This window comes from Streptomyces sp. NPDC040622 (assembly GCF_055593965.1).
Map to the genome: position 1 here is coordinate 24265 of NZ_JBVIXD010000001.1, position 21330 is coordinate 45594.

General features: G+C 72.5%; 23 protein-coding genes. 15 read left to right on the top strand and 8 right to left on the bottom strand.

Annotated elements, in window-relative coordinates:
• Nucleotides 1-108: 108 nt before the first annotated feature.
• The gene (locus ACZ592_RS00115) at nt 109-762 is read left to right on the top strand and encodes a PadR family transcriptional regulator (RefSeq protein ID WP_471579185.1); all 654 of its coding nucleotides are present in this window, start codon (nt 109-111) and stop codon (nt 760-762) included.
• A gap of 120 nt (nt 763-882) precedes the next feature.
• On the opposite strand, the gene ACZ592_RS00120 is transcribed toward ACZ592_RS00115, so the two are convergent.
• Nucleotides 883-1311, bottom strand: a complete 429-nt coding sequence (locus ACZ592_RS00120) for a type II toxin-antitoxin system Rv0910 family toxin (RefSeq protein WP_471579186.1) — start codon at nt 1309-1311, stop codon at nt 883-885.
• A gap of 353 nt (nt 1312-1664) precedes the next feature.
• On the opposite strand from ACZ592_RS00120, the gene ACZ592_RS00125 reads away from it, so the two are divergent.
• Nucleotides 1665-2456 (top strand): putative protein N(5)-glutamine methyltransferase, encoded by a 792-nt coding sequence (locus ACZ592_RS00125; RefSeq protein WP_471579187.1) that lies wholly within the window; start codon nt 1665-1667, stop codon nt 2454-2456.
• A 149-nt stretch (nt 2457-2605) separates the two neighbouring features.
• Here ACZ592_RS00125 and ACZ592_RS00130 read toward each other — a convergent pair whose 3' ends face one another.
• Nucleotides 2606-2794: a hypothetical protein gene (locus ACZ592_RS00130; RefSeq protein WP_471579188.1), complete on the bottom strand. Its 189-nt coding sequence runs from the start codon at nt 2792-2794 to the stop codon at nt 2606-2608.
• Nucleotides 2795-2990: 196 nt separating this feature from the next.
• Here ACZ592_RS00130 and ACZ592_RS00135 point away from each other — a divergent pair, with 196 nt between their 5' ends.
• The 3 genes from ACZ592_RS00135 (at nt 2991) to ACZ592_RS00145 (ending at nt 6002) form a co-directional block, all read left to right on the top strand.
• Nucleotides 2991-3599, top strand: coding sequence for a peptidase (locus ACZ592_RS00135; RefSeq protein ID WP_471579189.1), 609 nt, complete (start codon nt 2991-2993; stop codon nt 3597-3599).
• A 138-nt stretch (nt 3600-3737) separates the two neighbouring features.
• Nucleotides 3738-4748, top strand: a complete 1011-nt coding sequence (locus ACZ592_RS00140) for an EamA family transporter (protein ID WP_471579977.1) — start codon at nt 3738-3740, stop codon at nt 4746-4748.
• 273 nt (nt 4749-5021) lie between these two features.
• Nucleotides 5022-6002 carry a DMT family transporter gene (locus ACZ592_RS00145; RefSeq protein WP_471579190.1) on the top strand — a complete coding sequence of 327 codons (981 nt, stop codon included), beginning with the start codon at nt 5022-5024 and terminating at the stop codon, nt 6000-6002.
• A gap of 72 nt (nt 6003-6074) precedes the next feature.
• On the opposite strand, the gene ACZ592_RS00150 is transcribed toward ACZ592_RS00145, so the two are convergent.
• Both ACZ592_RS00150 and ACZ592_RS00155 read right to left on the bottom strand, forming a co-directional pair.
• Nucleotides 6075-6725 (bottom strand): FMN-binding negative transcriptional regulator, encoded by a 651-nt coding sequence (locus ACZ592_RS00150; RefSeq protein ID WP_471579191.1) that lies wholly within the window; start codon nt 6723-6725, stop codon nt 6075-6077.
• Nucleotides 6725-7432, bottom strand: coding sequence for a pyridoxamine 5'-phosphate oxidase family protein (locus tag ACZ592_RS00155; RefSeq protein ID WP_471579192.1), 708 nt, complete (start codon nt 7430-7432; stop codon nt 6725-6727). Before ACZ592_RS00155 ends, ACZ592_RS00150 begins: the two co-directional genes overlap by 1 nt.
• Nucleotides 7433-7554: 122 nt before the next feature.
• On the opposite strand from ACZ592_RS00155, the gene ACZ592_RS00160 reads away from it, so the two are divergent.
• Nucleotides 7555-8886: an aminotransferase class I/II-fold pyridoxal phosphate-dependent enzyme gene (locus ACZ592_RS00160; RefSeq protein WP_471579193.1), complete on the top strand. Its 1332-nt coding sequence runs from the start codon at nt 7555-7557 to the stop codon at nt 8884-8886.
• Here the strand turns inward: ACZ592_RS00160 and ACZ592_RS00165 are convergent.
• Nucleotides 8877-9851: a DMT family transporter gene (locus ACZ592_RS00165; protein WP_471579194.1), complete on the bottom strand. Its 975-nt coding sequence runs from the start codon at nt 9849-9851 to the stop codon at nt 8877-8879. The genes ACZ592_RS00160 and ACZ592_RS00165 overlap by 10 nt on opposite strands.
• Before the next feature lie 74 nt (nt 9852-9925).
• On the opposite strand from ACZ592_RS00165, the gene ACZ592_RS00170 reads away from it, so the two are divergent.
• Nucleotides 9926-10828 (top strand): LysR family transcriptional regulator, encoded by a 903-nt coding sequence (locus tag ACZ592_RS00170; protein WP_471579195.1) that lies wholly within the window; start codon nt 9926-9928, stop codon nt 10826-10828.
• Between the two features lie 117 nt (nt 10829-10945).
• Here ACZ592_RS00170 and ACZ592_RS00175 read toward each other — a convergent pair whose 3' ends face one another.
• Nucleotides 10946-11416 carry a pyridoxamine 5'-phosphate oxidase family protein gene (locus ACZ592_RS00175; RefSeq protein WP_471579196.1) on the bottom strand — a complete coding sequence of 157 codons (471 nt, stop codon included), beginning with the start codon at nt 11414-11416 and terminating at the stop codon, nt 10946-10948.
• 187 nt (nt 11417-11603) lie between these two features.
• Between ACZ592_RS00175 and ACZ592_RS00180 the strand changes: the two genes are divergently transcribed.
• A complete protein-coding gene (locus tag ACZ592_RS00180; RefSeq protein ID WP_471579197.1) occupies nt 11604-12248 on the top strand; it encodes a cysteine hydrolase family protein in 645 nt (214 codons plus the stop codon).
• Between the two features lie 41 nt (nt 12249-12289).
• Here the strand turns inward: ACZ592_RS00180 and ACZ592_RS00185 are convergent, their stop codons facing one another.
• A complete protein-coding gene (locus tag ACZ592_RS00185) occupies nt 12290-12751 on the bottom strand; it encodes a Rieske (2Fe-2S) protein (RefSeq protein WP_471579198.1) in 462 nt (153 codons plus the stop codon).
• A gap of 32 nt (nt 12752-12783) precedes the next feature.
• Nucleotides 12784-14919 (bottom strand): S9 family peptidase, encoded by a 2136-nt coding sequence (locus ACZ592_RS00190; protein WP_471579199.1) that lies wholly within the window; start codon nt 14917-14919, stop codon nt 12784-12786.
• A gap of 64 nt (nt 14920-14983) precedes the next feature.
• Between ACZ592_RS00190 and ACZ592_RS00195 the strand changes: the two genes are divergently transcribed.
• The 7 genes from ACZ592_RS00195 to ACZ592_RS00225 all read left to right on the top strand — a co-directional run bounded on the left by ACZ592_RS00195 (nt 14984) and on the right by ACZ592_RS00225 (nt 21092).
• The gene (locus tag ACZ592_RS00195) at nt 14984-15781 is read left to right on the top strand and encodes a HipA family kinase (protein WP_471579200.1); all 798 of its coding nucleotides are present in this window, start codon (nt 14984-14986) and stop codon (nt 15779-15781) included.
• Complete coding sequence (locus ACZ592_RS00200; protein WP_471579201.1) at nt 15778-16176, top strand: DUF3037 domain-containing protein; 399 nt, start codon at nt 15778-15780, stop codon at nt 16174-16176. The genes ACZ592_RS00195 and ACZ592_RS00200 overlap by 4 nt, the downstream gene beginning before the upstream one ends.
• A 136-nt stretch (nt 16177-16312) precedes the next feature.
• The gene (fabG, locus tag ACZ592_RS00205) at nt 16313-17074 is read left to right on the top strand and encodes a 3-oxoacyl-ACP reductase FabG (protein WP_471579202.1); all 762 of its coding nucleotides are present in this window, start codon (nt 16313-16315) and stop codon (nt 17072-17074) included.
• 65 nt (nt 17075-17139) lie between these two features.
• Nucleotides 17140-17895, top strand: coding sequence for an SDR family oxidoreductase (locus ACZ592_RS00210; RefSeq protein ID WP_471579203.1), 756 nt, complete (start codon nt 17140-17142; stop codon nt 17893-17895).
• Between the two features lie 137 nt (nt 17896-18032).
• Nucleotides 18033-19640: an ABC transporter substrate-binding protein gene (locus tag ACZ592_RS00215; protein WP_471579204.1), complete on the top strand. Its 1608-nt coding sequence runs from the start codon at nt 18033-18035 to the stop codon at nt 19638-19640.
• 82 nt (nt 19641-19722) lie between these two features.
• Nucleotides 19723-20406: a uracil-DNA glycosylase gene (ung, locus tag ACZ592_RS00220; RefSeq protein ID WP_471579205.1), complete on the top strand. Its 684-nt coding sequence runs from the start codon at nt 19723-19725 to the stop codon at nt 20404-20406.
• A gap of 194 nt (nt 20407-20600) precedes the next feature.
• Nucleotides 20601-21092, top strand: a complete 492-nt coding sequence (locus ACZ592_RS00225) for a hypothetical protein (RefSeq protein ID WP_471579206.1) — start codon at nt 20601-20603, stop codon at nt 21090-21092.
• The last annotated feature ends 238 nt before the right edge of the window (nt 21093-21330 follow it).

The window sequence follows — 21330 nt, forward strand, 5'->3', positions numbered from 1 at the left end:
CAGGGACGTGACTGATCAAAGATCGGCCTCTTCCGGTTCGCGAGTCAGTGAGTCAGTGGGTCGAGAAATCGACGAAACGACGAATCGATGAATCAAGGAGTGATCGACATGCGTTCCCACGGTTTTGAACACGAGCACGGACAGGGGCACGGTCGCCGCGGTGGCGGCCCCGAGGGCCGTGGAGGTCCCGGCCGCGAAGGATTCGGCGGCTTCGGTGGCTTCGAGGGGCGGCGCGGCGCGTTCGGTCCGTTCGGTCCCGGCTTCGGTGGGCCCGGTGGCCCCTGGGGCGGCGGCCGAGGCGGTCGCGGCGGTCCCCGCGGCAGGGCGAGGCGCGGCGACGTACGCGCGTCGATCCTGGCCCTGCTGAAGGACCGGCCCATGCACGGCTACGAAATGATCCAGGAGATCGCCGAGCGCAGCGGCGGGGCGTGGAAGCCCAGCCCCGGTTCGGTCTACCCCACCCTCCAGCTCCTGGAGGACGAGGGTCTGATCAGCAGCGCGAGCGAGGGCGGCAAGAAGCTCTTCTCGCTCACCGAGGCCGGTCGCGAAGCGGCCGACGAGGGCGCGGAGGCCCCTTGGGAAGAGGCCGGGCGCGGCGTCGACTGGGACACGCTGAACGAGATCCGGCAGGCCGGCTTCGGTCTGATGGAGGCGTTCGGCCAGGTCTGGAAGACCGGCAGCAAGGAGCAGCGCGAGAAGGCGGTCACCGTCATCAACGACGCCCGCAAGAAGCTGTACCTGATCCTCGCCGATGAGGACTGACGTGGTCGGGGCCGACGGCCCCCGCCATGAATGAGGCGCCCCGCACACAGGTGTGGGGCGCCTCGTCCGTCGTGCGGGGGGTGTTCCGGGAGCGCGCGGTCGGCCGACGGGCGAGCCGGCTCAGGTCACCAGAGCGCCCAGCTTGCGCAGCGACTCGTTGAGCGCGGCGGTCGCCGAGTCCTTCAGCTTGCCCGCCATCAGCGACACCGCGGCACCGGTGAACGTCCCGTCGATGCGGACCACCGTCGCGTCCCCTTCGGGCGTCAGGGAGTAGCGGGTGGTGACGTTGACGCCCATCGGCCCCTTGCCCGCGATGGCCAGGGTGCGGGCAGTCTCCAGCTCCTCGATGGTCCAGTTGACCTCGGCGGGGAAGCCCATCAGCTTCATGTTCTCCAGGAAGGTGCCGCCCACCTCCAGCGTGCTGGGGCCGCCCTGGGGGAAGCTCGTGTGCGTGGCGTTCCACTCGCTGTGCGAGGTGAAGTCGGTGAGCTGGGCCCAGACCTTCTCGGCCGGCGCCTCGATCCGTGCTTCCGCGCTGACTTCGGCCATGCGGCCACCCCTTCCCGTCGGGCGCTGCGACGGCCGCAGCTACGGTGTCGCGGAACGTAGCCGCAGGGTCCGGAACATTCAATACTGATGAACCGTCAGTTCGTGTGGCGGCGCCGGGCGGGACCGGGCACGGCCGGGCGGAACCGGATGCGGCGGCAGGGCGCCGGCCTCGTGGGTCCCGGAAGGCGTGGGGTACTGTTCCCTTGCCCTGCGACGGACGCAGGCGGCGCACCTGGGAGGTGAGACCCATTACCGCAGTGGCAGGTCGGGTGCTCCCCCTTCGCGACCGCACGGTTCACCCGGCGTAGGTGACCCGAGGGAGCCCCATCGGGATCCCGGAAGGTTTTCTTCGTATGTCGGTACCAGTTTTCTCCGCGTCACACCGTTCCTCCGTCGTCGGCGCCCTGCGCGCCGCGGGCTGCGTCTTCGCCGAGGACGAGGCGGAACTGATCCTCTCCACCGCTCGCACCGCGGCCGAACTGGCCGCCATGGTCGAGCGCCGCGCGGACGGTCTTCCGCTCGAACACGTCCTGGGCTGGGCCGACTTCCGCGGGCTGCGGATCGCCGTGGACCCGGGGGTGTTCGTGCCGCGCCGCCGCACCGAGTTCCTCGTCGGCCAGGCCGCCGCGCTCGCCGGGCGCGAAGCCGTCGTCGTCGACCTGTGCTGCGGGTCGGGCGCCCTGGGAGCCGCACTGGCCGCCGTCCTGGACCGGGTCGAGCTGCACGCCGCCGACATCGACCCGGCGGCGGTCCGCTGCGCCCGCCGCAACGTCGCCGACGCCGGGGGCGCGGTCTACGAGGGCGACCTGTACGACCCGCTGCCCGGCACGCTCCGGGGCCGCGTCGACATCCTGCTCGCCAACGTCCCCTACGTCCCCACCGAAGAGGTCGGCCTGCTGCCCGCGGAGGCCCGCGTGCACGAGGCACGCGTGGCGCTCGACGGCGGCGCGGACGGGCTGGACGTGCTGCGCCGGGTGGCCGGGCGGGCGCCCGAGTGGCTGGCGCCGGGCGGTCACCTGCTCTTCGAGACGAGCGAGGGTCAGCTGGACGCGGCCGTCGACGTCGTCGAGCGGGCCGGTCTGGCCGCCCGGGTGGCCGAGGACGAGGCGCTGTACGCCACGGTCGTCGTCGGGACGCGGCCGTGAACGGGCCGGCCGACGCGTCCGCGAAGTCGCCTGCCGTACCACCTGTGGCCGGCGGGCGTACCGCGGACGGATGATGATCCGCGGGGCGGATCCGTCCGCCGCCTGAGGGGTCCCGCGCGGCGGTGGTCCGGCCCGCGCTCACGGGCGGGTCAGCCGACCCGGCGTATCACCGCCGCGTCGAAGAGGTCCGATGCCCTCGGGAACGGGCCCTCGTCGTGACAGTGCCAGGCCTCCCAGAACAGGTCGGCGGGCAGCGCGTCGTCGGGTGCGTACACCCGGTAGACGTACTGCCTGCCGTCGATCGCCGGCAGGGCGACCATCCAGGACCCGTACTCCATGCCTGTGAGGGACGTGTGCCGCCGTGCCGTGGTTGCGTACCGGCGCGCGACAAGGCGGCGCGCGTTGCGAGTGCGGATTGATCGGATCTCATCCGTAAGGAGGACAACCAACGCAGGCTTGCCCACCCTGTGTCGGACGTGAAGATGCTTCCCGCCGCCGATGCATATGCCTCTGGGGGTTGATGTGGTGGGAGATGTGCAAAGCCGTACCCCGCCGGGCGCCGAACCCGGCCCGACCCGAGCAGACCTCGATGCCCGACTCAGCCCCGAGCTGGCGTCGGTGGTGGCGGGCGCGCGCCGGCGCGCCGTACGCGACGGGGACCGGCAGATCGACACCGCGCACCTGCTGCACTCCCTCCTGGAGACCGACCCCGAGGTGCGTGCCGTCTTCGACAGCGGCGCGCAGGCCGTGCGGGTCCTCGGCTACCTCGTGCAACGCAGCATCGGCTACGGCCTGCAGTGGCAGGGCACCGTCGAGGACTCCGGCGCCGTGCCGCTGGTGACGTCGGTGAAGGAGGCCGGCTGGTCGCCGGCCGCCGCGGGCGCCATGGAAGTGGCCCTCGAACGTGCCGAGCTGCGCGGGGAAGCGCGCGCCCTGGGCATGGACCTGCTCGCGGGACTCGTGACCGACCCTGACTGCCGTGCCGTCGAGGTCCTCGCCCGCGCCCACGTCGACGTCCCCGCGCTGCTGCGGCGCGTCGAGCAGGGGTGCAGGCAGTACGCCTCCGAGAGCCACGGATACGCCGCTGACCACCGATTCGCGGGCGACCACGGGTACACCGGGGGCCAGGGCGCCGGCTGCTGACGCACCGTATCGGCGGAGCGATACGCGTGCCGGCGTCCGCCGATTGAGACAGGGGTCAACGGGGATGACGGTCATGACGTCTCCTGCCATGATGTGCCGGTGCAAGCGTCTGAGGGGATTCAGGAGAGCCGGGCGGGCCTGGGGGAATCGGCCGTCCCGGGGGACCCGGGCAGCCGGGGAAAGCCCGGCAGGGGTGTCGGCCTCGCGCTCGCCCTGGTGTCGGCCGTCGCCTTCGGTGGCTCGGGTGTCGCGGCGAAACCGCTGATCGAGGCGGGTCTCGACCCCTTGCACGTGGTGTGGCTGCGGGTGGCAGGCGCCGCCCTGGTCATGCTGCCCGTGGCCTGGCGCCACCGCGGCCTGGTGCGGAGCAGGCCCGCGCTGCTCGCCGGATTCGGTCTCCTCGCCGTCGCGGGCGTCCAGGCCTGCTACTTCGCGGCGCTCTCGCGCATCCCCGTCGGTGTCGCCCTGCTCATCGAGTACCTGGCGCCCGCGCTGGTCCTCGGCTGGGTGCGTTTCGTGCAGCGCAAGCCCGTGACGCGGGCCGCCGCGCTCGGCGTGGTGCTCGCCGTCGGCGGACTCGCCTGCGTCGTCGAGGTGTGGGCGGGGCTGAGCTTCGACGCCGTCGGACTGCTGCTCGCGCTCGGCGCGGCCTGCTGCCAGGTCGGCTACTTCGTCCTGTCCGACCAGGGCAGCGACGCGGGCGACGACGCCCCGGACCCGCTCGGCGTCATCGCGTACGGCCTGCTCGTCGGCACCGCCGTACTGACCGTCGTCGCGCGGCCGTGGGGCATGGACTGGCCGGTGCTCGCGGGCGAGGCCGACCTGGACGGCTCGGCCGTTCCCGCCTGGGTGCTGCTCGGCTGGATCGTGCTCGTCGCGACGGTCGTCGCCTACGTCACCGGCGTCCTGTCCGTGCGCAGGCTCTCGCCCCAGGTGGCCGGCGTGGTGGCCTGCCTCGAAGCCGTCATCGCGACTGCCCTGGCGTGGGTCGTCCTGGGCGAGCACCTGTCGGCGCCGCAGGTGATCGGTGGCGCGGTCGTACTGGTGGGCGCGTTCATCGCCCAGTCGTCGGCGCCGGCCGAGTCGGTCGTACCGGGCGGAGTTCCAGAATCCGGAACGGAGTTGTCGACCAGTGGGACCCGGTCCTAGGGTGCCGCTCATGCACGCACACGCACTCGTTCTTCCGCCCCCCGCCGCCTAGCGCGGGGCACTCACGGATCACGCCCGAGCCGGTGGCCGGGCGGAACGGTGCTGCCCGCAGACGGAGCCAGTCATCCCTCCTCGCTGCGGAGAACTCACGTGTCGAACCTGTCGAGCACGTCCGGCGCGTCCACTGTGCCGGACGCCGTCGTACCGAATGACCTCGTATCACACAGCGACTCAAGCAACCACGGGTCGCATGACCGCGTAGGAAACACCCCTGTGCCGCGGGCCGTCGCCGGTCTGTCCGTCGGGCGGGGCCTCTTCTGTCTGATCGTCGCCGGCACCGCCTGGGGCACCGCGGGCGCCGCCGCCGCGCTGGTCTTCGAGGCCGGTGGCATGGGGCCGGTCAGCCTCTCCTTCTGGCGGTGCGCGGGCGGCTTCGTGCTGCTGTTCGCCGCGCGCCTGGTGCGTCGGCCGCGTCGGCCCAGGGGGCGGGACGCGGCGGCCGTGCCGCGCGGCCGCCGGGTGCGCAGGGCCGTCGTGACCGGTGTGGCCCTCGCGGTGTTCCAGACCGCCTACTTCGCGTCCGTCGAGGCGACGGGACTCGCCGTCGGCACCGTCGTGACCATGGGGTCGGGGCCCGTCCTCATCGCGCTCGGCGCGCGGCTGACCCTGGGGGAGCGGCTCGGGCGAGGCGGGGCCGTCGCCGTCGTGGGCGCCCTCGCCGGCCTGGTCGTACTCGTCCTCGGCGGAGGCGGCGAGGGCGGTGACACCGGCGCGGCCGTGCGTCCCGCGGGCGTGCTCTGGGGGCTCGTGTCCGCCGCCGCGTACGCCGCCATGACGCTGCTGACGCGGCGGTGGGGGCGCGACGGCGGAACCGACTCGTCCGACACGACGATCTGGTCGTTCGCCGTCGTCTCGCTCTGCCTGCTGCCGCTCGCCGTGGCGGAGGGCCTGCTGCCGTACACCGCCGAACCCGTGCGCGTGGCCGTCTGCCTGCTGTACATCGCCGCCGTGCCGACGGCGGTCGCGTACACGCTGTACTTCGCGGGGGCGGCCGTCGTACGGTCCGCGACCGTGTCCGTGATCATGCTTCTGGAGCCGGTGGGCGCCGCGGCCATCGCGGTCGCCCTGCTCGGTGAGGCGCTGACGGCGGCGACCGTGGCGGGCACGGCCCTGATGCTGGCCGCGGTGACGGGCCTCGCGGTCGCGGAGACGCGGGGCGCGGTGGCGCAGCGGAAGGCGGCGGCACCGGTGTAGCGCGGCCGGCCGGGGGCGGGTCCTTGTGCACGAGGTGTCCGCGAGGGCCCGTCTCCCGGGGCCGGTGCCGGGTCAGCCCGTGCGGCGGCGTGCCTGGTGCGCGCGGGCGGCCTCGTCGCCGGGGCCCCGCCGCCGCGCGAGACCCGCGGCGATACGGTCCTGCACGTCCTCCGGCTTGTGGCTCGCGTACTTGAACTTCGCCCGTACGTCCGTCACGGCGAGGACCAGGGCGCGGATGCCGGAGAGCATGCGGCCGTACGGGGCCTCGCCCGGCGTCGCCTGCGCGGAGCCGCCCTCCGGCTGGAAGTGGCCGACCTGGCGGTTCAGGACGTCGGCCTTCTCGGCGGGGTCGTCGACGACGCGTGCGGTGCAGCGGAGCTGGACGGCGGCGTAGAAGCTGGTCGGCACGCCGTGCTCGGCAGGGGTGTCCGGGGTGGCCTGCCAGGGGCCCGGCACGTACACGTAGTCGTCGACCACGCTCAGGAGCACCTCCGGGTCGGCCTCCAGCGCGGGCCACAGGGGGTTGGGGCGTGCCAGGTGGGTCAGGACCCGGCCGTGCGGGCCGTGCTGACCGGGTCCGGGCTCGTAGGCGAAGTGGAGGGGCTGTACGTGGGGCGGCTCGCCCGGCAGGCCGTTCACGGCGAGCTGCCCGAAGTCGTGGGCGGCGAGCCACTGGTGCCACTCGGTGTCGTCGCGGGCGGCGTCCCAGGGGTGGATCAGCATCACAGTTCCATGAGGTAGTCGGGCACCTCGACGTCCGGCGCGAGGTCCGTGGACGGGACGAGGGGGTCGTGACCCTTGCGGAGCGGGACCACGCCCGCCCAGTGGGGCAGGTCCATGTCGCGCGGCTCGTCGATCGGGCCGCCGGTGCGCGCCTTCGCGGACACCTCGTTGAGGTCGAGGCGGAGCACGGCGGTCGCCGCGAGCTCCTTGGCGTCGGCGGGGCGGGAGTCGGCGGCGCGGCCCGGCACGACGTGGTCGACCAGGGCGTCCAGCGCGAGCCGCTTCTCCTCGGGGTCCGTGACCTGGTGGGCGGTGCCGTGGACCACCACGGAGCGGTAGTTGATCGAGTGGTGGAAGGCGGAGCGGGCCAGGACCAGGCCGTCGACGTGGGTGACGGTCAGGCACACGCGCAGGCCCGGGTCCCGCTCGGCGGCGGTGCCGCCCGCCGTGCGCAGCGGCCGGGAACCCGTCGAGCCGTGCACGTACAGGTGGTCGCCGACCCGTGCGTAGAGCGTGGGCAGTACGACGGGGTCGCCGTCGCGCACGAATCCGAGATGGCAGACGTAGGCCTCGTCGAGTATCGCGTGCACCGACGCGTGGTCGTACGCGGCACGCTCCCGGGAGCGGGTGGGGATCGTGCGGTCGGTCGGTGTGTAGGCGGCGCTCTCCGGCGAGGCGGTGTCGGTGGTGCTCTGCGTCGTCCGCATGACTCTCCCTGTACTGCTCTGCTGCTGTTCCATGGCCTGATCCGCCCGCCCGGCGGTCCGTGGGCGACGCTGCCCGCGGTGCCGACTTGCGGTTCGTATTGCACTAGTGCATAATGTGCTTTGTGCTAGGAGAGTATCCGATCAAAGGTCGGCGTGCAGCCGATATCGCGGCCAGTGTGGAGAGCGCCGTGGGTGACGGCGGCCTCGAACCGGGGCAACTGCTGCCCCCGATGCGGGAGTTGGCCACCCGTCTCGGCGTGAACCCCAATACCGTGGCGGCCGCCTACCGCACGCTGCGTGAACGCGGGGTCATCGAGACGGCGGGCCGACGCGGCAGTCGCGTGCGCCCCAAGCCCGCCACCACCATGCGCGAGCTGATCCGGGTGGACGCGCCGCCCGGCGTGCGCAACGTCTCCCTGGGCAACCCGGACCCGAGGCTGCTGCCCGCGCTCGCCGAGGCGTTCGCCGAGGCCGCGGCGCAGAGCGACAAGCAACCCGTCCTCTACGGAGAGGGGGCGGTGGACCCGGAACTCGAACGGCACGCGCGCGTGGCCTTCGACGCGGACGGCGTCCCCCACGGCCCCCTCGCCGTCACCTCCGGATCGCTCGACGCCATCGAGCGGGTGCTCGCCGCCCACCTCAAGCCGGGCGACGGGGTCGCCCTGGAGGATCCGGGCTGGGGGAGCCTGCTCGACCTCGTCTCCGCGCTCGGGCTGCGCACGGTCCCGGTGGGCGTCGACGACGACGGGCCGCTGCCCGCCGACATGGAACGGGCGCTGGCGTCCGGCGCCCGCGCGGCCGTCGTGACGGACCGCGCGCAGAACCCCACCGGCGCCGCCGTCACCGCGCCACGCGCGCGTGCCCTGCGCACGGTGTTCGCCGGGCACCCGGACGTGCTGCTCATCGAGGACGATCACGGCCACGGCATCGTCGACCTGCCCCTGCACCCGCTGGCCGGCGTGACCCGCACCTGGGCCCTCACCCGCTCGACGGCCAAGGCGTACGGTCCCGACCTGCGGCTCGCCGTGCTCACCGGCGATCCCGTCACCGTCGACCGGGTGCGGGGGCGTCAGCGCCTCGGCCCCGGCTGGGTGAGCCGGCTGCAGCAGCGCGCCGTCGCGTGGCTCTGGGCCGAGGGGGCGGTCGACGCCCGTGCGGTGGCCGCGTCCTACGGGCGGCGGAGGGAGGCGCTGATCGCGGCGCTCGCCGAGCGGGGCGTTCCCGCCTGCGGGCGCAGCGGCATGAACGTCTGGATTCCGGTGCCCGACGAGACCGGGGCGGTCGCGCGGCTGCTGCACGCGGGCTGGGCCGTGGCCCCGGGGGCCAGGTTCCGGATGGACGCCCCGCCCGCTGTACGGGTCACGGTGGCGGCGCTGGACGACGCGGACATCGAGGTCGTCGCGGACGCCGTGGCCGCCGCGACGGGGCCCGCTCCGGCGCGGCGTTACGACTGACGGGGCCGGCGGGCGCGCGGCCGGGACCGGGTGAGTGCGGCTCCCGCCAGGACGATCACCGCGCCGACCGGTGTCGACCAACTCAGGGACTCGCCGAGGACGGCGACGCCCGCGGCGGTCGCGATGACCGGGATGAAGTACGTGACCATCTGGGCGGTCGTCGGGCCGACCTCGGCGACCAGCGCGTACTGCAGCAGGAAGGCGAGTCCGGTGCCGACGGCGCCCAGTGCCACGATCGCCAGCAGCGGCACGACGGGGAAGTGCGTCGGCAGCGAGGTGAACAGCGGTGTCACGACGGCCAGTTCGGCGGACGCGACGAGCAGTTGGGCGCCGGACAGGGAGAGGTGCGAGTGCCCGGAACCGGCCAGCGTGCGACGCACGTAGATCCAGCCGACCGGGTAGCTGAGCGAGGCGCCCAGCGCCATCGCCGTGCCCCCGAGATCCAGCCCGTGGAAGCCCTGCCAGGCACCGAGCACCGTGAGCACCCCGAGGAACCCGATGCCGAGGCCCGCGACGCGGCGCCGGGTGGGCCGGTCCTCGGAGAGCGCGACGAGCGAGAGGGCCATGCCCCACAGCGGTGACGTCGCGTTGCAGATGCCGGCGAGCGTGGAGGGGATCGTCAGCTCCGCGTACGCGAAGAGCGAGAACGGCAGGGCGTTGAGCAGGAAGGCCGCCACTGTCAGGTGCAGCCAGGTGCGCACCCCGCGCGGCAGCCGCTGCCGCTTCACCACGAGTACCGCGGCGATGACGGCCGTGCCGAACACCAGCCTTCCCAGGGTGACGTGGAAGGGGGCGTACCCCTCCGTGCCCACCTTGATGAGCAGGAAGCTGAAGCCCCAGATCAGCGAGAGGATGCCGAAGCGGAGACGCCAGTCGAGGGTGCGGCGGCCGTGGGGCGTGGTGGTGATGGCTGTGACGGCTGCGGTGGGGGTGGCCGGCCGGGACGGCGGGCTCAGGGTGCTCATGGGCCCACGATGCGCCCCGGCAATCTCGTAGCACAAGCGAGATTTCGTGTGCTGTATCGCGTAGCATCTCTTACATGTTGAACCTGGAGCGGCTGCGCACGCTCGATGCCCTCGCCCGCCATGGCTCGGTCAGCGGGGCGGCCGCGGGGCTGCACGTCACGACGTCGGCGGTCTCGCAGCAGATGACGAAGCTGGAGCGGGAGGTGGGCCAGCAGCTCCTCGCCAAGAACGGCAGGGGAGTGCGCCTGACCGATGCCGGACGGCTGCTCGCCGAACATGCCGCGCGGATCCTCTCGCAGGTCGAGCTCGCCCAGGCCGACCTGGAGGAACAGCGCGGCAAGGCGGTCGGCGAGCTGCGGATCTCCGCGTTCCCCACCGCCATGCGCGGACTGCTGCCCGCCACGCTGTCCGCGCTGCGCGCCGACCACCCCGGCCTGCGGGTGGGCTGCCACGAGATGGAACCGGCGCCGGCCGTCGCGGCGGTGGTCCGCGGAGACATCGACATGGCGGTCGTCCTCGACTGGTACAACAAGCCGTTGCCGATCCCGGAAGGCCTGGTCAAGGCCCCCCTCCTCGACGATCCCGCCGACATCGCGATGCCCGCGGCGCACCCGCTCGCCGACCGCGCCGAAGTGGACCTCGAGGAGTTCGCGGACGACGAGTGGATCACCTGGGCGGAGGGCGAGTTCTGCCACGAGTGGTTGATGTTCACGCTGCGCGGCAAGGGCGTCGAGCCGCGCGTCGCACACCGTGCGGAGGAGCACCACACCCAGCTCGCCCTGGTCGCCGCGGGCCTCGGCGTCTGCGTGGCACCGCAGTTGGGGCGCGATCCGATGCCCGCGGGGGTGCGCACGGTCCCGGTGCGGCAGCGGGTGCGACGGCACGTGTACGTGGTGTGGCGCGCGGACGCGGACCGCCGCCCGTCGATCAGGGCGGCGGCGGAGGCGCTGCGGGCCGCGGGGGCGGGGCTTCGGTAGGGGTGGGAGTTCGGAAGGGCGGGGTCAGGTGGGGGTCGGTTGACGTGGGCAGGCGTGGGCGTGGGCGGGCCGGGGGTGCGGGGGTGCCTCTGATCGCCCGTCACCCGGGCCCGCCGCTCACCCCAGATGCGCCAGCTTTCGGAAGTCCCACGACGCCACCGCGTCCGGTGTCAGGCGCATCCAGGCGTGGCGGCCGTCATGCGGCAGCTGGTCGATGCCGAAGTTCTTCCGGGCGAAAACCCGCTCCACGGCGTCGAGTTCGGGACACGGTTCCCCCGTGCGCGGGGCCTCGCCGACGAACTCCACGGTGCCCGAGAGCTCCACACCGCGCAGCTCCCCGTACTCCTCCCCGGCGTCGACCACCACGGCGACCCGCGGATCCTTGCGCAGGTCGGCCCAGCGCTTGCTGCGGGTGACCGAGTACAGCCACAGCGAGGCGCCGTCCCAGACGAACCAGAGCGTGCTCACGTGCGGCGCGCCCTCAGGGGACACCGTCGCCACCCGGCAGGTGCGCTCCGTGGTGAGGAACGCGTCGAGCTCCTCCGGCGTCATCATGATCCTGCGGCCCCGGCGCTGTGTGACGGTCATCTGTACTTCCTCCCGAACGGCCCGTCCGGCCGTACGGTCCGCCCGCACCGCCGGTCTGACTCTGCGTCAGGAAAGGATGCGGGCTCTTCCTTCGTGGCGCAATGGCCGTTAGCCTCGCGCGAATTCCGGGCACGAGGGGTGCCGCCCGGCCGATCGGTGTCCCGGACGTCCGCGACAAGGGGAAGCCATGCCGTCGTACGAACAGCTCAGGGAACTCCTCGACCCCGCCACCACGGCCCTGCTGACCGTCGAGTGCCAGCAGGGCGTCGTCGGTACGGAGAGCGCGCTGCCCGAACTGGCGGCCGAGGCGCGGACGTCGGGCGCCCTCGTCAACGTCGCCCGGCTGGTCGCCGCCGCTCACCACAGTGGCGTCCAGGTCCTGCACGCGATCGCCGAGCGGCGGCCCGACGGGCGCGGGGCCAACCACAACGCGCGGCTCTTCCGCGCCGCGGGGCGGCTGCCCGTCCAGCAGTTGTCGGGCACCGCGGCCGTCCGGATCGCGCCGCCGATCGAGGTGGCCGACGAGGACTTCGTCGTACGCCGCCTGCACGGCCTCTCGCCCGTCGCGGGCACCGACGTGGATCCCCTGCTGCGCAACCTCGGCTGCCGCACGCTGCTGGTCACCGGGGTCTCGGCCAACGTCGCCATACCGAACGCGGTGTTCGACGCCGTGAACCTCGGCTACACCGCCGTCGTGCCGGCCGACGCCATCGCCGGCGTCCCCTCGGACTACGCGCCCGCCATGGTCCGCAACACGCTCGCGCTCGTCGCCACCATCACTTCCACGCAGGACGTGCTCCGCGCCTGGAAGCGGCCGCACCGCGCGGGCTGAGCCGGCGCGGGCCGAGCCGGGGCCGGCTCAGACCGCGCGGTCTATGCCAGTTCGATCGAGCCGCCCGAGACCTTGATCCCCGCCGCCGGCAGCGATTTCGGCGCCGGTCCGTCCTTCACGCTGCCGTCGGCGAGGTCGAACTTGCTGCCGTGACAAGGGCAGTTGACGGTGCCGTCCGCGACGTTCGACACCGGACACCCCTTGTGCGTGCAGCGGTTCGAGAACGCCTTGAACTCGCCCTTCGTGGGCTGGGTGACCACCACGCCCTCGTCCTTGAAGATCTTGCCGCCGCCCACCGGGATGTCCGACGTCTTGGCCAGGGCGGCCCGCGAGGCATCGCCGCCGCCCGGCGACTGCGCGTCCTTCGGCTCGGAGGCGGCCGGGTCGTCGGCGGCCTCACCGGCCCCGCAGGCGGTGAGGGCCGCCGCGAACCCCGCGGCGCCGAGCGTGGCCACGACGGTACGGCGGCAGGGCCCGGCGCCGGTCTCTTGGAAAGTCGTCATGCCCAGGAGTACGGACCCGTGGGCCGTGCTGTTCACACGGTCAAGGATCTGCCGAGGAAGTCCCGTTCGATGCGGAGCAGGTTCGCCGCCACTTCCTCGCGGGAGACCAGGTGGCTCGCGCCGGGCAGCGGCAGCACGGTGTGCGGGCGGCCCGCGGCCAGCAGCGCCGAGGAGAAGCGCAGCATGTGGACGGGCAGGACGTTGTCGTCGGACAGGCCGTGCACCAGCATCAGGGGCCGCCGCAGCCGGTGGGCGTGCGCGACCAGCGAGCAGGTGTCGTACGCGGTGGGCGTCACGTCCGGGTGGCCGAGATAGCGCTCCTTCCAGTGCGTGTCGTACAGGCGCAGGTCCGTGGGCGCCGCGCCGGCCACCGCCGCGTGGAACACGTCGGGCCGGTGCAGCACCGCGCCGGCCGCCAGGAACCCGCCGAACGACCAGCCGCGCACGCCCACGCGCCCCAGGTCGAGGTCGGGGAACCGCTCGGCGGCGGCGTGCAGCGCGTCCACCTGGTCGTCGAGCACGGGCGTCAACTGGTCGCCGTGCACGGCCTTCTCCCACGCGTCGCCGCGCCCGGGCGTGCCGCGCCCGTCCGTGATCAGTACCGCGTAGCCCTGTTCGGCGAACCACTGGGCCACTACCGTCCACCACGCGCGCGCGTGGACCACGAGCTGCATCCCCGGACCCGCGTACGGGCAGAGCAGCACCGGCAGCTTCCCCGTCCCCGGCTCGTACCAGGACGGCAGGAAGAGGGCACTGCGCAGCTGCCGTTTCCCGAGCGTCAGATGGCGGGGCCGCGGAGTGACGACCGGCTCCTGCGCGTGCATGGCGATGCGGCCGGCCGGCCCGCCCCCGCGCAGCACGGTCACCGTCCGGCCGCCGGGCGTCCTGCTGTCCAGGACCACCGTGCCGCCACCGACGGCCGCCGTGTGCACGCCGGGCCCTTCGCTGAGCCGGCGCAAGGGGCCCTCACGGCGCTCCGGGTCGGCCACGTCGTCCGCGTGGTCGAAGGACCAGACGTGGACCTCCGTCGGCTCGGTCGACGCGGTGAACCACACGCGCTCGCCCACGCTGCCCAGGACTTCACGCACCTGGAGGCCGGCCGGGGTCGACGTACCGCCCACCCGCAGGCCGCGCGTGCCGTCAGGGAGGCTCTCGTGCCGCACGACCCGGCCGCTGCCGAGCCGCAGGGGCGCTCCCGGCATCAACTCCACCCAGGCGTCGTCGTGCTGGTGGTCGACCAGCCGGGTCTCGCCGGACGAGGGGTCGACCTCCATGACGCAGACCGAACGCTGGTCACGGCTCTGGAGTGTGATCAGCGGCCCATGGGCGTCCCAGCACGCGGTGGGGACGTATTCAAGGGCGTCGTCCGTCCACTCCTGGGCCGCGCGGTGCTCCGGCGCCCGACGCGGGGTGCGCACCGCCGTCCGTGTGCCGTCCGTGCGCAGGATGTGCAGCGACGTCTCCGTATTGGCGGTGCCCGCCGCCGGATAGCGCACCGCGCGCGGCGGCAGCTCGGGGTGGGCCGGGTCCGAGAGCCACCAGACCCGCACCGGCGAGGCGTCCACGCGGGCGAGGAGCAGCGCGTCGCCCCGAGGGGACCACCAGAAGCCGCGCCGGCGGCCCATCGACTCGGCGGCCACATGGTCGGCGAGACCGTACGTGACCTCGTCGCCCTCCGGCTCCGCGAGCGCCCGGTCGCCCGTCCCGTCGGCGCCGACGACCCGCAGGGCCCCGCCGGTGACGTACGCGATGAGGGCCCCGTCGGGCGAGGGGCGCGGGTCGACCACCGGGCCCGCCGTACGGATCCGGCGCGGCGCGCTCCCCTCCGTCGCCACCGTCCAGAGAGCACCGCCCAGCGCGAAGACAGCCACGCGCGCGTGGTGGTCGGCCGCGAACGACACCACTCCTTGCGACGACTCCCGCGCGCGCTCCCGGCGCACGCGCTCCGCCTCGGGCACCGGACCCGCCTCGCCCAGGACGAGCGGATCGGCGAGCAGGCGTTCGACCCCGTCCTCGTACACCCACAGCCGGTCGACCGGATCGTCGCCCGCGGTGGAGCGCACGAACAGCACCCGCTCCCCGTCGGGCGAGACCGTGAAGCCGCGCGGCACGCCGAGGGAGAAGCGGTGCGTGCGCGCGAACTGGCGGGGAAGATCAAGGGAGTCCATGCCGGGCACTGTAGGCAGCGGGCCGGATGATCGAACAGCGCACGCCCGGCAGTAATCTGGGCCCATGCTCAGCGAAGTCACCGCGGTCCGCTACGTCACGCCCCTGCGGGAGGGCGGATCGCTGCCCGGGGTCGTGGAGACCGACGACCACGGGACGTACGAGACGTACGTCATCAAGTTCACCGGCGCGGGGCAGGGGCGCAAGACGCTCGTCGCCGAGGTGATCTGCGGTGAGCTGGCCCGCAGGCTCGGGCTGCGGATGCCGCGGCTCGTGGGGATCCGGCTCGACCCGGTCCTGGGCCTCGGTGAACCCGACGAACGGGTGCAGGCGCTGCTCAAGGCGAGTGGCGGCCTCAACCTCGGCATGGAGTTCCTGTCGGGCGCCCTCGGCTTCGACCCGCTCGCCCACGACGTCACCCCCGCCGAGGCGGGCCGCGTCGTCTGGTTCGACGCGCTGATCAACAACGTGGACCGCTCCTGGCGCAACCCCAACCTGCTCCTGCGCCGCGGCGAGCTGTGGCTCATCGACCACGGGGCGAGCATGATCTGGCACCACAACTGGCGCACCGCGGAGACCGCGGCCACCAAGCCGTACGACGCCTCGGACCACGTCCTCGCCCCCTACGGCCCCGACGTGGCGACGGCCGCGGCCGAGCTCGCCCCCCTCGTCACCGAAGAGCTGCTGACCGAGGTCGCGGCCGAGGTGCCCGAGGAGTGGCTGGCGGACGAGCCCGGCTTCGAAGGGCCCGACGAGGTGCGCCGCGCCTACGTGGCCGCGCTGCTGCCGCGGGCCAAGACCATCCATGAGCGGATCACTCTGCCGGGCACCGAGCCGACCGAGCCGAAGGGCGCCACCCAGTGACCGAGCAGAGCGCGCCCGCACGGGACGTCTTCGAGTACGCGCTGGTGCGCGTCGTGCCGCGGATCGAACGCGGCGAACAGTTCAACGCGGGCGTGGTCGTCTACTGCCGCGCCAAGTCCTTCGTGGCCGCCCGCACCCACCTCGACGAGGCCAAGCTCCTCGCGCTGGACCCGGCGGCCGACGCGCCCGGCATCAGGGCCGCGCTCGGTGCCGTGGAGCGGATCTGCCGGGGCGGCGAGGACGCGGGCCAGGCCGAGCGCGACGACGCGGGACGGCGCTTTCGCTGGCTGATCGCGCCGCGCTCCACCGTGGTCCAGCCGGGCCCGGTGCACACCGGCCTGACGGCGGATCCCGAGGCCGAGGTGGCCCGCCTCCTCGATCTGCTGGTCAGGTAAAGCATCACAGCTCTCCTGCGGGCCGTTGACACCCGGTGCCAGGGCTTCTAGCGTCTCGTCCAGCTGAAGGTACTAAGCGGTCGCTCACCATCGGGGCGTACCGTGGAGCCGCACCCCAAGGGCGAGGAGAACCAGCATGTCCACCACTGAGCAGCGCGTCGCTGTCGTGACCGGCGCAGCGCGAGGCATCGGAGCGGCGACCGCCGTACGGCTCGCCGCCGAGGGCCGCGCCGTGGCCGTCATCGACCTCGACGAGGCCGCCTGCAAGGACACCGTCGCGCAGATCACCGCGGCCGGTGGCAAGGCGCTCGCCGTCGGCTGCGACGTGTCCGACGAGGCCCAGGTCGAGGCCGCGATCGCCCGCATCGCCGCAGAGCTCGGCGCGCCGACGATCCTCGTCAACAACGCCGGTGTCCTCCGCGACAACCTCCTCTTCAAGATGAGCGCGGGCGACTGGGACACGGTCATGAACGTGCACCTGCGCGGCGCCTTCCTGATGTCCCGCGCCATCCAGAAGCACATGGTGGACGCGGGCTTCGGCCGCATCGTCAACCTCTCCTCCTCGTCCGCGCTCGGCAACCGCGGCCAGGTCAACTACGCCGCCGCCAAGGCCGGCCTGCAGGGCTTCACCAAGACCCTCGCCAAGGAACTCGGCAAGTTCGGCGTCACCGCCAACTCCGTCGCCCCCGGCTTCATCGTCACGGAGATGACCAAGGCCACCGCGGACCGCGTCGGCATGGGCTTCGAGGACTTCCAGGCCGCGGCCGCCACCCAGATCCCGGTGCAGCGCGTCGGCCGCCCCGAGGACATCGCCAACGCCATCGCCTTCTTCACGGGCGACGCGGCGGGCTTCGTCTCCGGGCAGGTCATGTACGTCGCCGGCGGCCCGCTCAACTGACCCCGAAGACCGAAGACCCCGAAGCGGAGACCCCGCAGACCCGGAAGCCCCGGAAGGCAGAGATCATGGCTGTGCAGGACAGTGGGAAGGCCGCGCTGGTCACCGGCGCGAGCCGCGGCATCGGATACGGCATCGCCGAGGCGCTGGTCGCCCGCGGCGACCGGGTCTGCATCACCGGCCGCAACGAGGACGCCCTCAAGGAGGCCGTCGAGAAGCTCGGCTCCGACCGCGTCATCGGCGTCGCGGGCAAGGCCCACGACGAGGCGCACCAGGCGGTTGCCGTCGAGCGTGCCATGGAGGCCTTCGGCCGCGTCGACTTCCTGGTCAACAACGCCGGTACGAATCCGGTGTTCGGGCCGATCGCCGAGCTCGACCTCAATGTGGCGCGCAAGGTGTTCGAGACCAACGTCATCTCGGCGCTCGGCTTCGCCCAGCAGACCTGGAAGGCCTGGCAGAGCGAGAACGGCGGCGCGATCGTCAACATCGCCTCCGTCGCCGGCGTCTCCGCGTCGCCGTTCATCGGGGCGTACGGGATGAGCAAGGCCGCCATGGTCAACCTCACCCTGCAGCTGGCGCACGAGTTCGCGCCGCAGGTGCGGGTGAACTCCATCGCGCCCGCGGTCGTCAAGACGAAGTTCGCGCAGGCGCTCTACGAGGGCCGCGAGGCGGAGGCGGCCGCCTCGTACCCGCTCGGCCGGCTCGGCGTGCCGGAGGACATCGGGGGCGCTGCCGCGTTCCTCACGTCCGCGCAGTCCGACTGGATCACGGGCCAGACGCTCGTGGTCGACGGCGGCATCTTCCTCAATGCGGGCGTCGGCTGACGAAGGCCCCACAACCGCCGAGGCTGCCATTTTCGGTGTTGTGCACACGCATCAAGTGCCCTGTCGGCGCCAGGACTTGGCCCGGCAGGGCACTGCGATATTGTCTCCCGATCCCATGGCATGGCCGATCGAGGAGCGTGCGCGTGTTCAGTGAAGTTCCCCCCGCCAAGCGGACCAGGGGTCTGCGTCCGGTGGCGGCGATCGCGTCGATATCCCTGCTCGCGGGTTGCGGGGTCCTCTCGTCCGAAGGGCCGGACGACGAGGAGCAGATCACGGTCGGCACGATGAGCGCGCCCAGCACCCTGGACCCGGCGAAGGCGTGGGACAGTTCCTGGGAGCTGTACAGGAATGTCTTCCAGACGCTGCTCAGCTTCCCCTCGGGGGCCACGGAGCCCGAACCGGACGCCGCGGAGTCCTGCGAGTTCAGCGACCCCTCCAGCACGATCTTCACCTGCGAGCTCCGCGACGGCCTGAAGTTCTCCGACGGGGACACCCTGGACGCGGCGGCCGTGAAGTACTCCTTCGACCGCATGCGGACCATCGCGGTGAAGGGCGGCCCCACCGGTCTGCTCGGCTCGCTCGACAAGGTCACGACGAAGGGGGACCGGACCGTCGTCTTCCACCTCAAGAAGGCGGACGCGACCTTCCCGTTCGTCCTCGCGACCCCCGCCATGTCGATCGTCGACCCCGGCGAGTACCCGGCGGGCAAGCTCCGCGAGGGAAGCACGATCACCGGCTCGGGACCGTACACGCTCAAGGCGTACGCGCCGAACGAGAAGGCCGAGCTGGTCAGGAACGACGCCTACAAGGGCGCCGCCGACATCAAGAACGACGCCGTCACCATCCGGTACTTCAAGAAGTCGTCGGCCATGATCGACGCCCTCAAGAGCAAGCAGATCGACGTGACGTTCCGAGGCCTCGCCTCCGAGGACATCGTCACGATGCAGGGCCGGGGCAGGCGCGAACAGGACATCGAGCTCGTCGAAGGATCGGGCACCGAGATCCGCTACCTGGTGTTCAACACCAAGGACCCGTGGGCGCGGAAGCTGCCGGTCCGGCGGGCCGTCGCGCAGCTCGTGGACCGAGGGGCCATCGCCCACAAGATCTACAAGGACACGGTCGAGCCGCTGTACTCGATGGTCCCGAGGGGCCTCACGGGCCATGCCACCGGCTTCTTCGACGACTACGGCAACCCCAGCGCCGCCAAGGCCGAGAAGATCCTCACCGACGCCGGCATCCATCAGCCGGTGCCGCTCACCCTCTGGTACACCACCGACCGCTACGGTTCGGCGACCGAGCCGGAGTTCGCCGAGCTCAAGCGGCAGCTGGAGGCCTCGGGCCTGTTCCGGATCACGCTCAAGAGCCGCCCGTGGACCGAGTTCCAGGAGGGCTACAGCAGGGGCGAGTACCCGGTCTTCGGGCGCGGCTGGTTCCCCGACTTCCCCGACGCGGACAACTTCATCGCCCCGTTCGTCGGCCCCAAGAACGTGCTCAACACGCCGTACCCGTCCAAGGAGATCACCGACCAGGTGCTGCCGCGCGAGCGCAGGGAGGCCGACCGGGGCGCGGTGATCGATGACTTCGAGCGGGCGCAGAAGATCCTCGTCGACGACGTCAGGCTGTTGCCGCTGTGGCAGGGCAAGCAGTACATCCTCTCCAGCGAGGAGATCGCGGGCGGCGAGCGTGCCCTCGACCCTTCGGCGATCATGATGATGTGGGAGCTGCAGCGCAAGACCAGCTGGTAGTGCGCCGGGGGAGCCGGTCGATTGTCAGTGGGCGCCGGTAGGTTCTGTGGTGAGAAGTGACCGCACACCGGAGGTTGTTGACGTGACCGACATCGCCATGCTGCCCGCGTCCTGGCGCGGAGTCCTCGGCGAGGAGCTGCAGAAGCCCTACTTCAAGGAGCTCACCGAGTTCGTCGAGGAGGAGCGGGCGAGGGGCCCGGTCTTCCCTCCGCGTGACGAGGTCTTCGCCGCCCTCGACGCGACGCCGTACGACGAGGTGAAGGTCCTGGTCCTCGGTCAGGACCCCTACCACGGCGAGGGGCAGGGCCACGGCCTGTGCTTCTCCGTGCGTCCCGGTGTGAAGACCCCGCCCTCCCTGCGGAACATCTACAAGGAGATGAAGGAGGAGCTCGGCCACCCCGTGCCCGACAACGGCTATCTGCTGCCGTGGGCCCAGCAGGGCGTCCTCCTGCTGAACGCGGTCCTGACGGTCCGCTCCGGTGAGGCCAACTCCCACAAGGGCAAGGGCTGGGAGAAGTTCACGGATGCGGTGATCCGGTCGGTGGCCGACCGTCCCGACCCCGCGGTCTTCGTCCTGTGGGGGAACTACGCCCAGAAGAAGCTCCCCCTCATCGATGAGGAGCGGCACATCGTGGTGAAGGGCGCGCACCCCTCGCCGCTCTCCGCGAAGAAGTTCTTCGGCTCCCACCCCTTCACACAGATCAACGAGGCGGTCGCCGCGCAGGGCCACGAGCCGATCGACTGGCGCATTCCCGACATCGGCTGACGCCGGCGCACACTCCCTCGATCGCCAGGTCGGGGGAGTCGAGGGGCACGGGGTGGCCGCCGTCACCGTCACTGGGCTGGCCCATCGGTACGCGTGCGTGCCCCGCCTGTGAACGTGCCTGACCGTGATTGTCAGCGGTGGCCGCTAGCGTCGTCGGGGATGGGGGGCATGGCCGTACGACCACGGAGGATCCGGTGACGGAGCAGCAGGAGCAGACGGCGGAAGACGCGATGATGACGCGCATCGGGCAGGCGGTCATGTTGCACCACGGCGGCGACCGCGAGGAGGCGCAGGGGCGCTTCCTCGGTCTGTGGGGGGAGATCGGCGAGGACGGCGACCCGCTGCACCGCTGCACGCTGGCGCACTACATGGCGGACACGCAGGAGGACCCCACGGTCGAACTGGCCTGGGACCTGCGGGCGTTGTCGGCGGCGGACGAGCTCACGGACGAGCGGCTGAACGAGCATCACCAGTCGCCGGCGGCGGTCCGTGGTTTCTACCCCTCCCTGCACCTCAATCTCGCCGCGGACTACGTGAAGCTGGGCCGCCCGGAAGCGGCCCGCAGCCACCTGCGTCGCGCCCGGGGCGCGGTGGGCTCACTGGAGGACGACGGCTACGGCAGGGGGATCAAGGAGGCCATCGCACGGCTGGAGGGTGAGGTGGGGGAGGGGAGCGAGGAGGAGTAGCGGGGGCTGGGGGAAGGGGGGGCGCAGAGAGGGCTGGGCAGAGTCGGCGGTAGGGGCGGGTGGGCTCGGGCGCGAGGGGCGAGGGGCGCCCACGCGGGGGCGAGGTCCGCGCAGCGGCGGCCACGGGGGTGTCGCCGCTGGGCAGGGGGCCTGGCGGGGGCGAGGGTTGCCGCGTGGTGGCTGGGGCTGGGGCTGTGGCTGTGTGGCTTTGACTCCGGCTTTGACTCCGGCTTTGACT

Bases quoted from the DNA above. Each gene is read 5' to 3' on its own strand.
- ACZ592_RS00115 (WP_471579185.1), top strand. From the start codon at position 109: ATGCGTTCCCACGGTTTTGAACACGAGCACGGACAGGGGCACGGTCGC.
- ACZ592_RS00130 (WP_471579188.1), bottom strand. From the start codon at position 2,794: ATGGAGTACGGGTCCTGGATGGTCGCCCTGCCGGCGATCGACGGCAGG.
- ACZ592_RS00185 (WP_471579198.1), bottom strand. From the start codon at position 12,751: ATGACGACTTTCCAAGAGACCGGCGCCGGGCCCTGCCGCCGTACCGTC.
- ACZ592_RS00175 (WP_471579196.1), bottom strand. From the start codon at position 11,416: ATGACCGTCACACAGCGCCGGGGCCGCAGGATCATGATGACGCCGGAG.
- ACZ592_RS00120 (WP_471579186.1), bottom strand. From the start codon at position 1,311: ATGGCCGAAGTCAGCGCGGAAGCACGGATCGAGGCGCCGGCCGAGAAG.
- ACZ592_RS00210 (WP_471579203.1), top strand. From the start codon at position 17,140: ATGGCTGTGCAGGACAGTGGGAAGGCCGCGCTGGTCACCGGCGCGAGC.
- ACZ592_RS00125 (WP_471579187.1), top strand. From the start codon at position 1,665: ATGTCGGTACCAGTTTTCTCCGCGTCACACCGTTCCTCCGTCGTCGGC.
- ACZ592_RS00170 (WP_471579195.1), top strand. From the start codon at position 9,926: ATGTTGAACCTGGAGCGGCTGCGCACGCTCGATGCCCTCGCCCGCCAT.
- fabG (WP_471579202.1), top strand. From the start codon at position 16,313: ATGTCCACCACTGAGCAGCGCGTCGCTGTCGTGACCGGCGCAGCGCGA.
- ACZ592_RS00150 (WP_471579191.1), bottom strand. From the start codon at position 6,725: ATGCTGATCCACCCCTGGGACGCCGCCCGCGACGACACCGAGTGGCAC.
- ACZ592_RS00195 (WP_471579200.1), top strand. From the start codon at position 14,984: ATGCTCAGCGAAGTCACCGCGGTCCGCTACGTCACGCCCCTGCGGGAG.
- ACZ592_RS00190 (WP_471579199.1), bottom strand. From the start codon at position 14,919: ATGGACTCCCTTGATCTTCCCCGCCAGTTCGCGCGCACGCACCGCTTC.
- ACZ592_RS00155 (WP_471579192.1), bottom strand. From the start codon at position 7,432: ATGCGGACGACGCAGAGCACCACCGACACCGCCTCGCCGGAGAGCGCC.
- ACZ592_RS00165 (WP_471579194.1), bottom strand. From the start codon at position 9,851: ATGAGCACCCTGAGCCCGCCGTCCCGGCCGGCCACCCCCACCGCAGCC.
- ACZ592_RS00180 (WP_471579197.1), top strand. From the start codon at position 11,604: ATGCCGTCGTACGAACAGCTCAGGGAACTCCTCGACCCCGCCACCACG.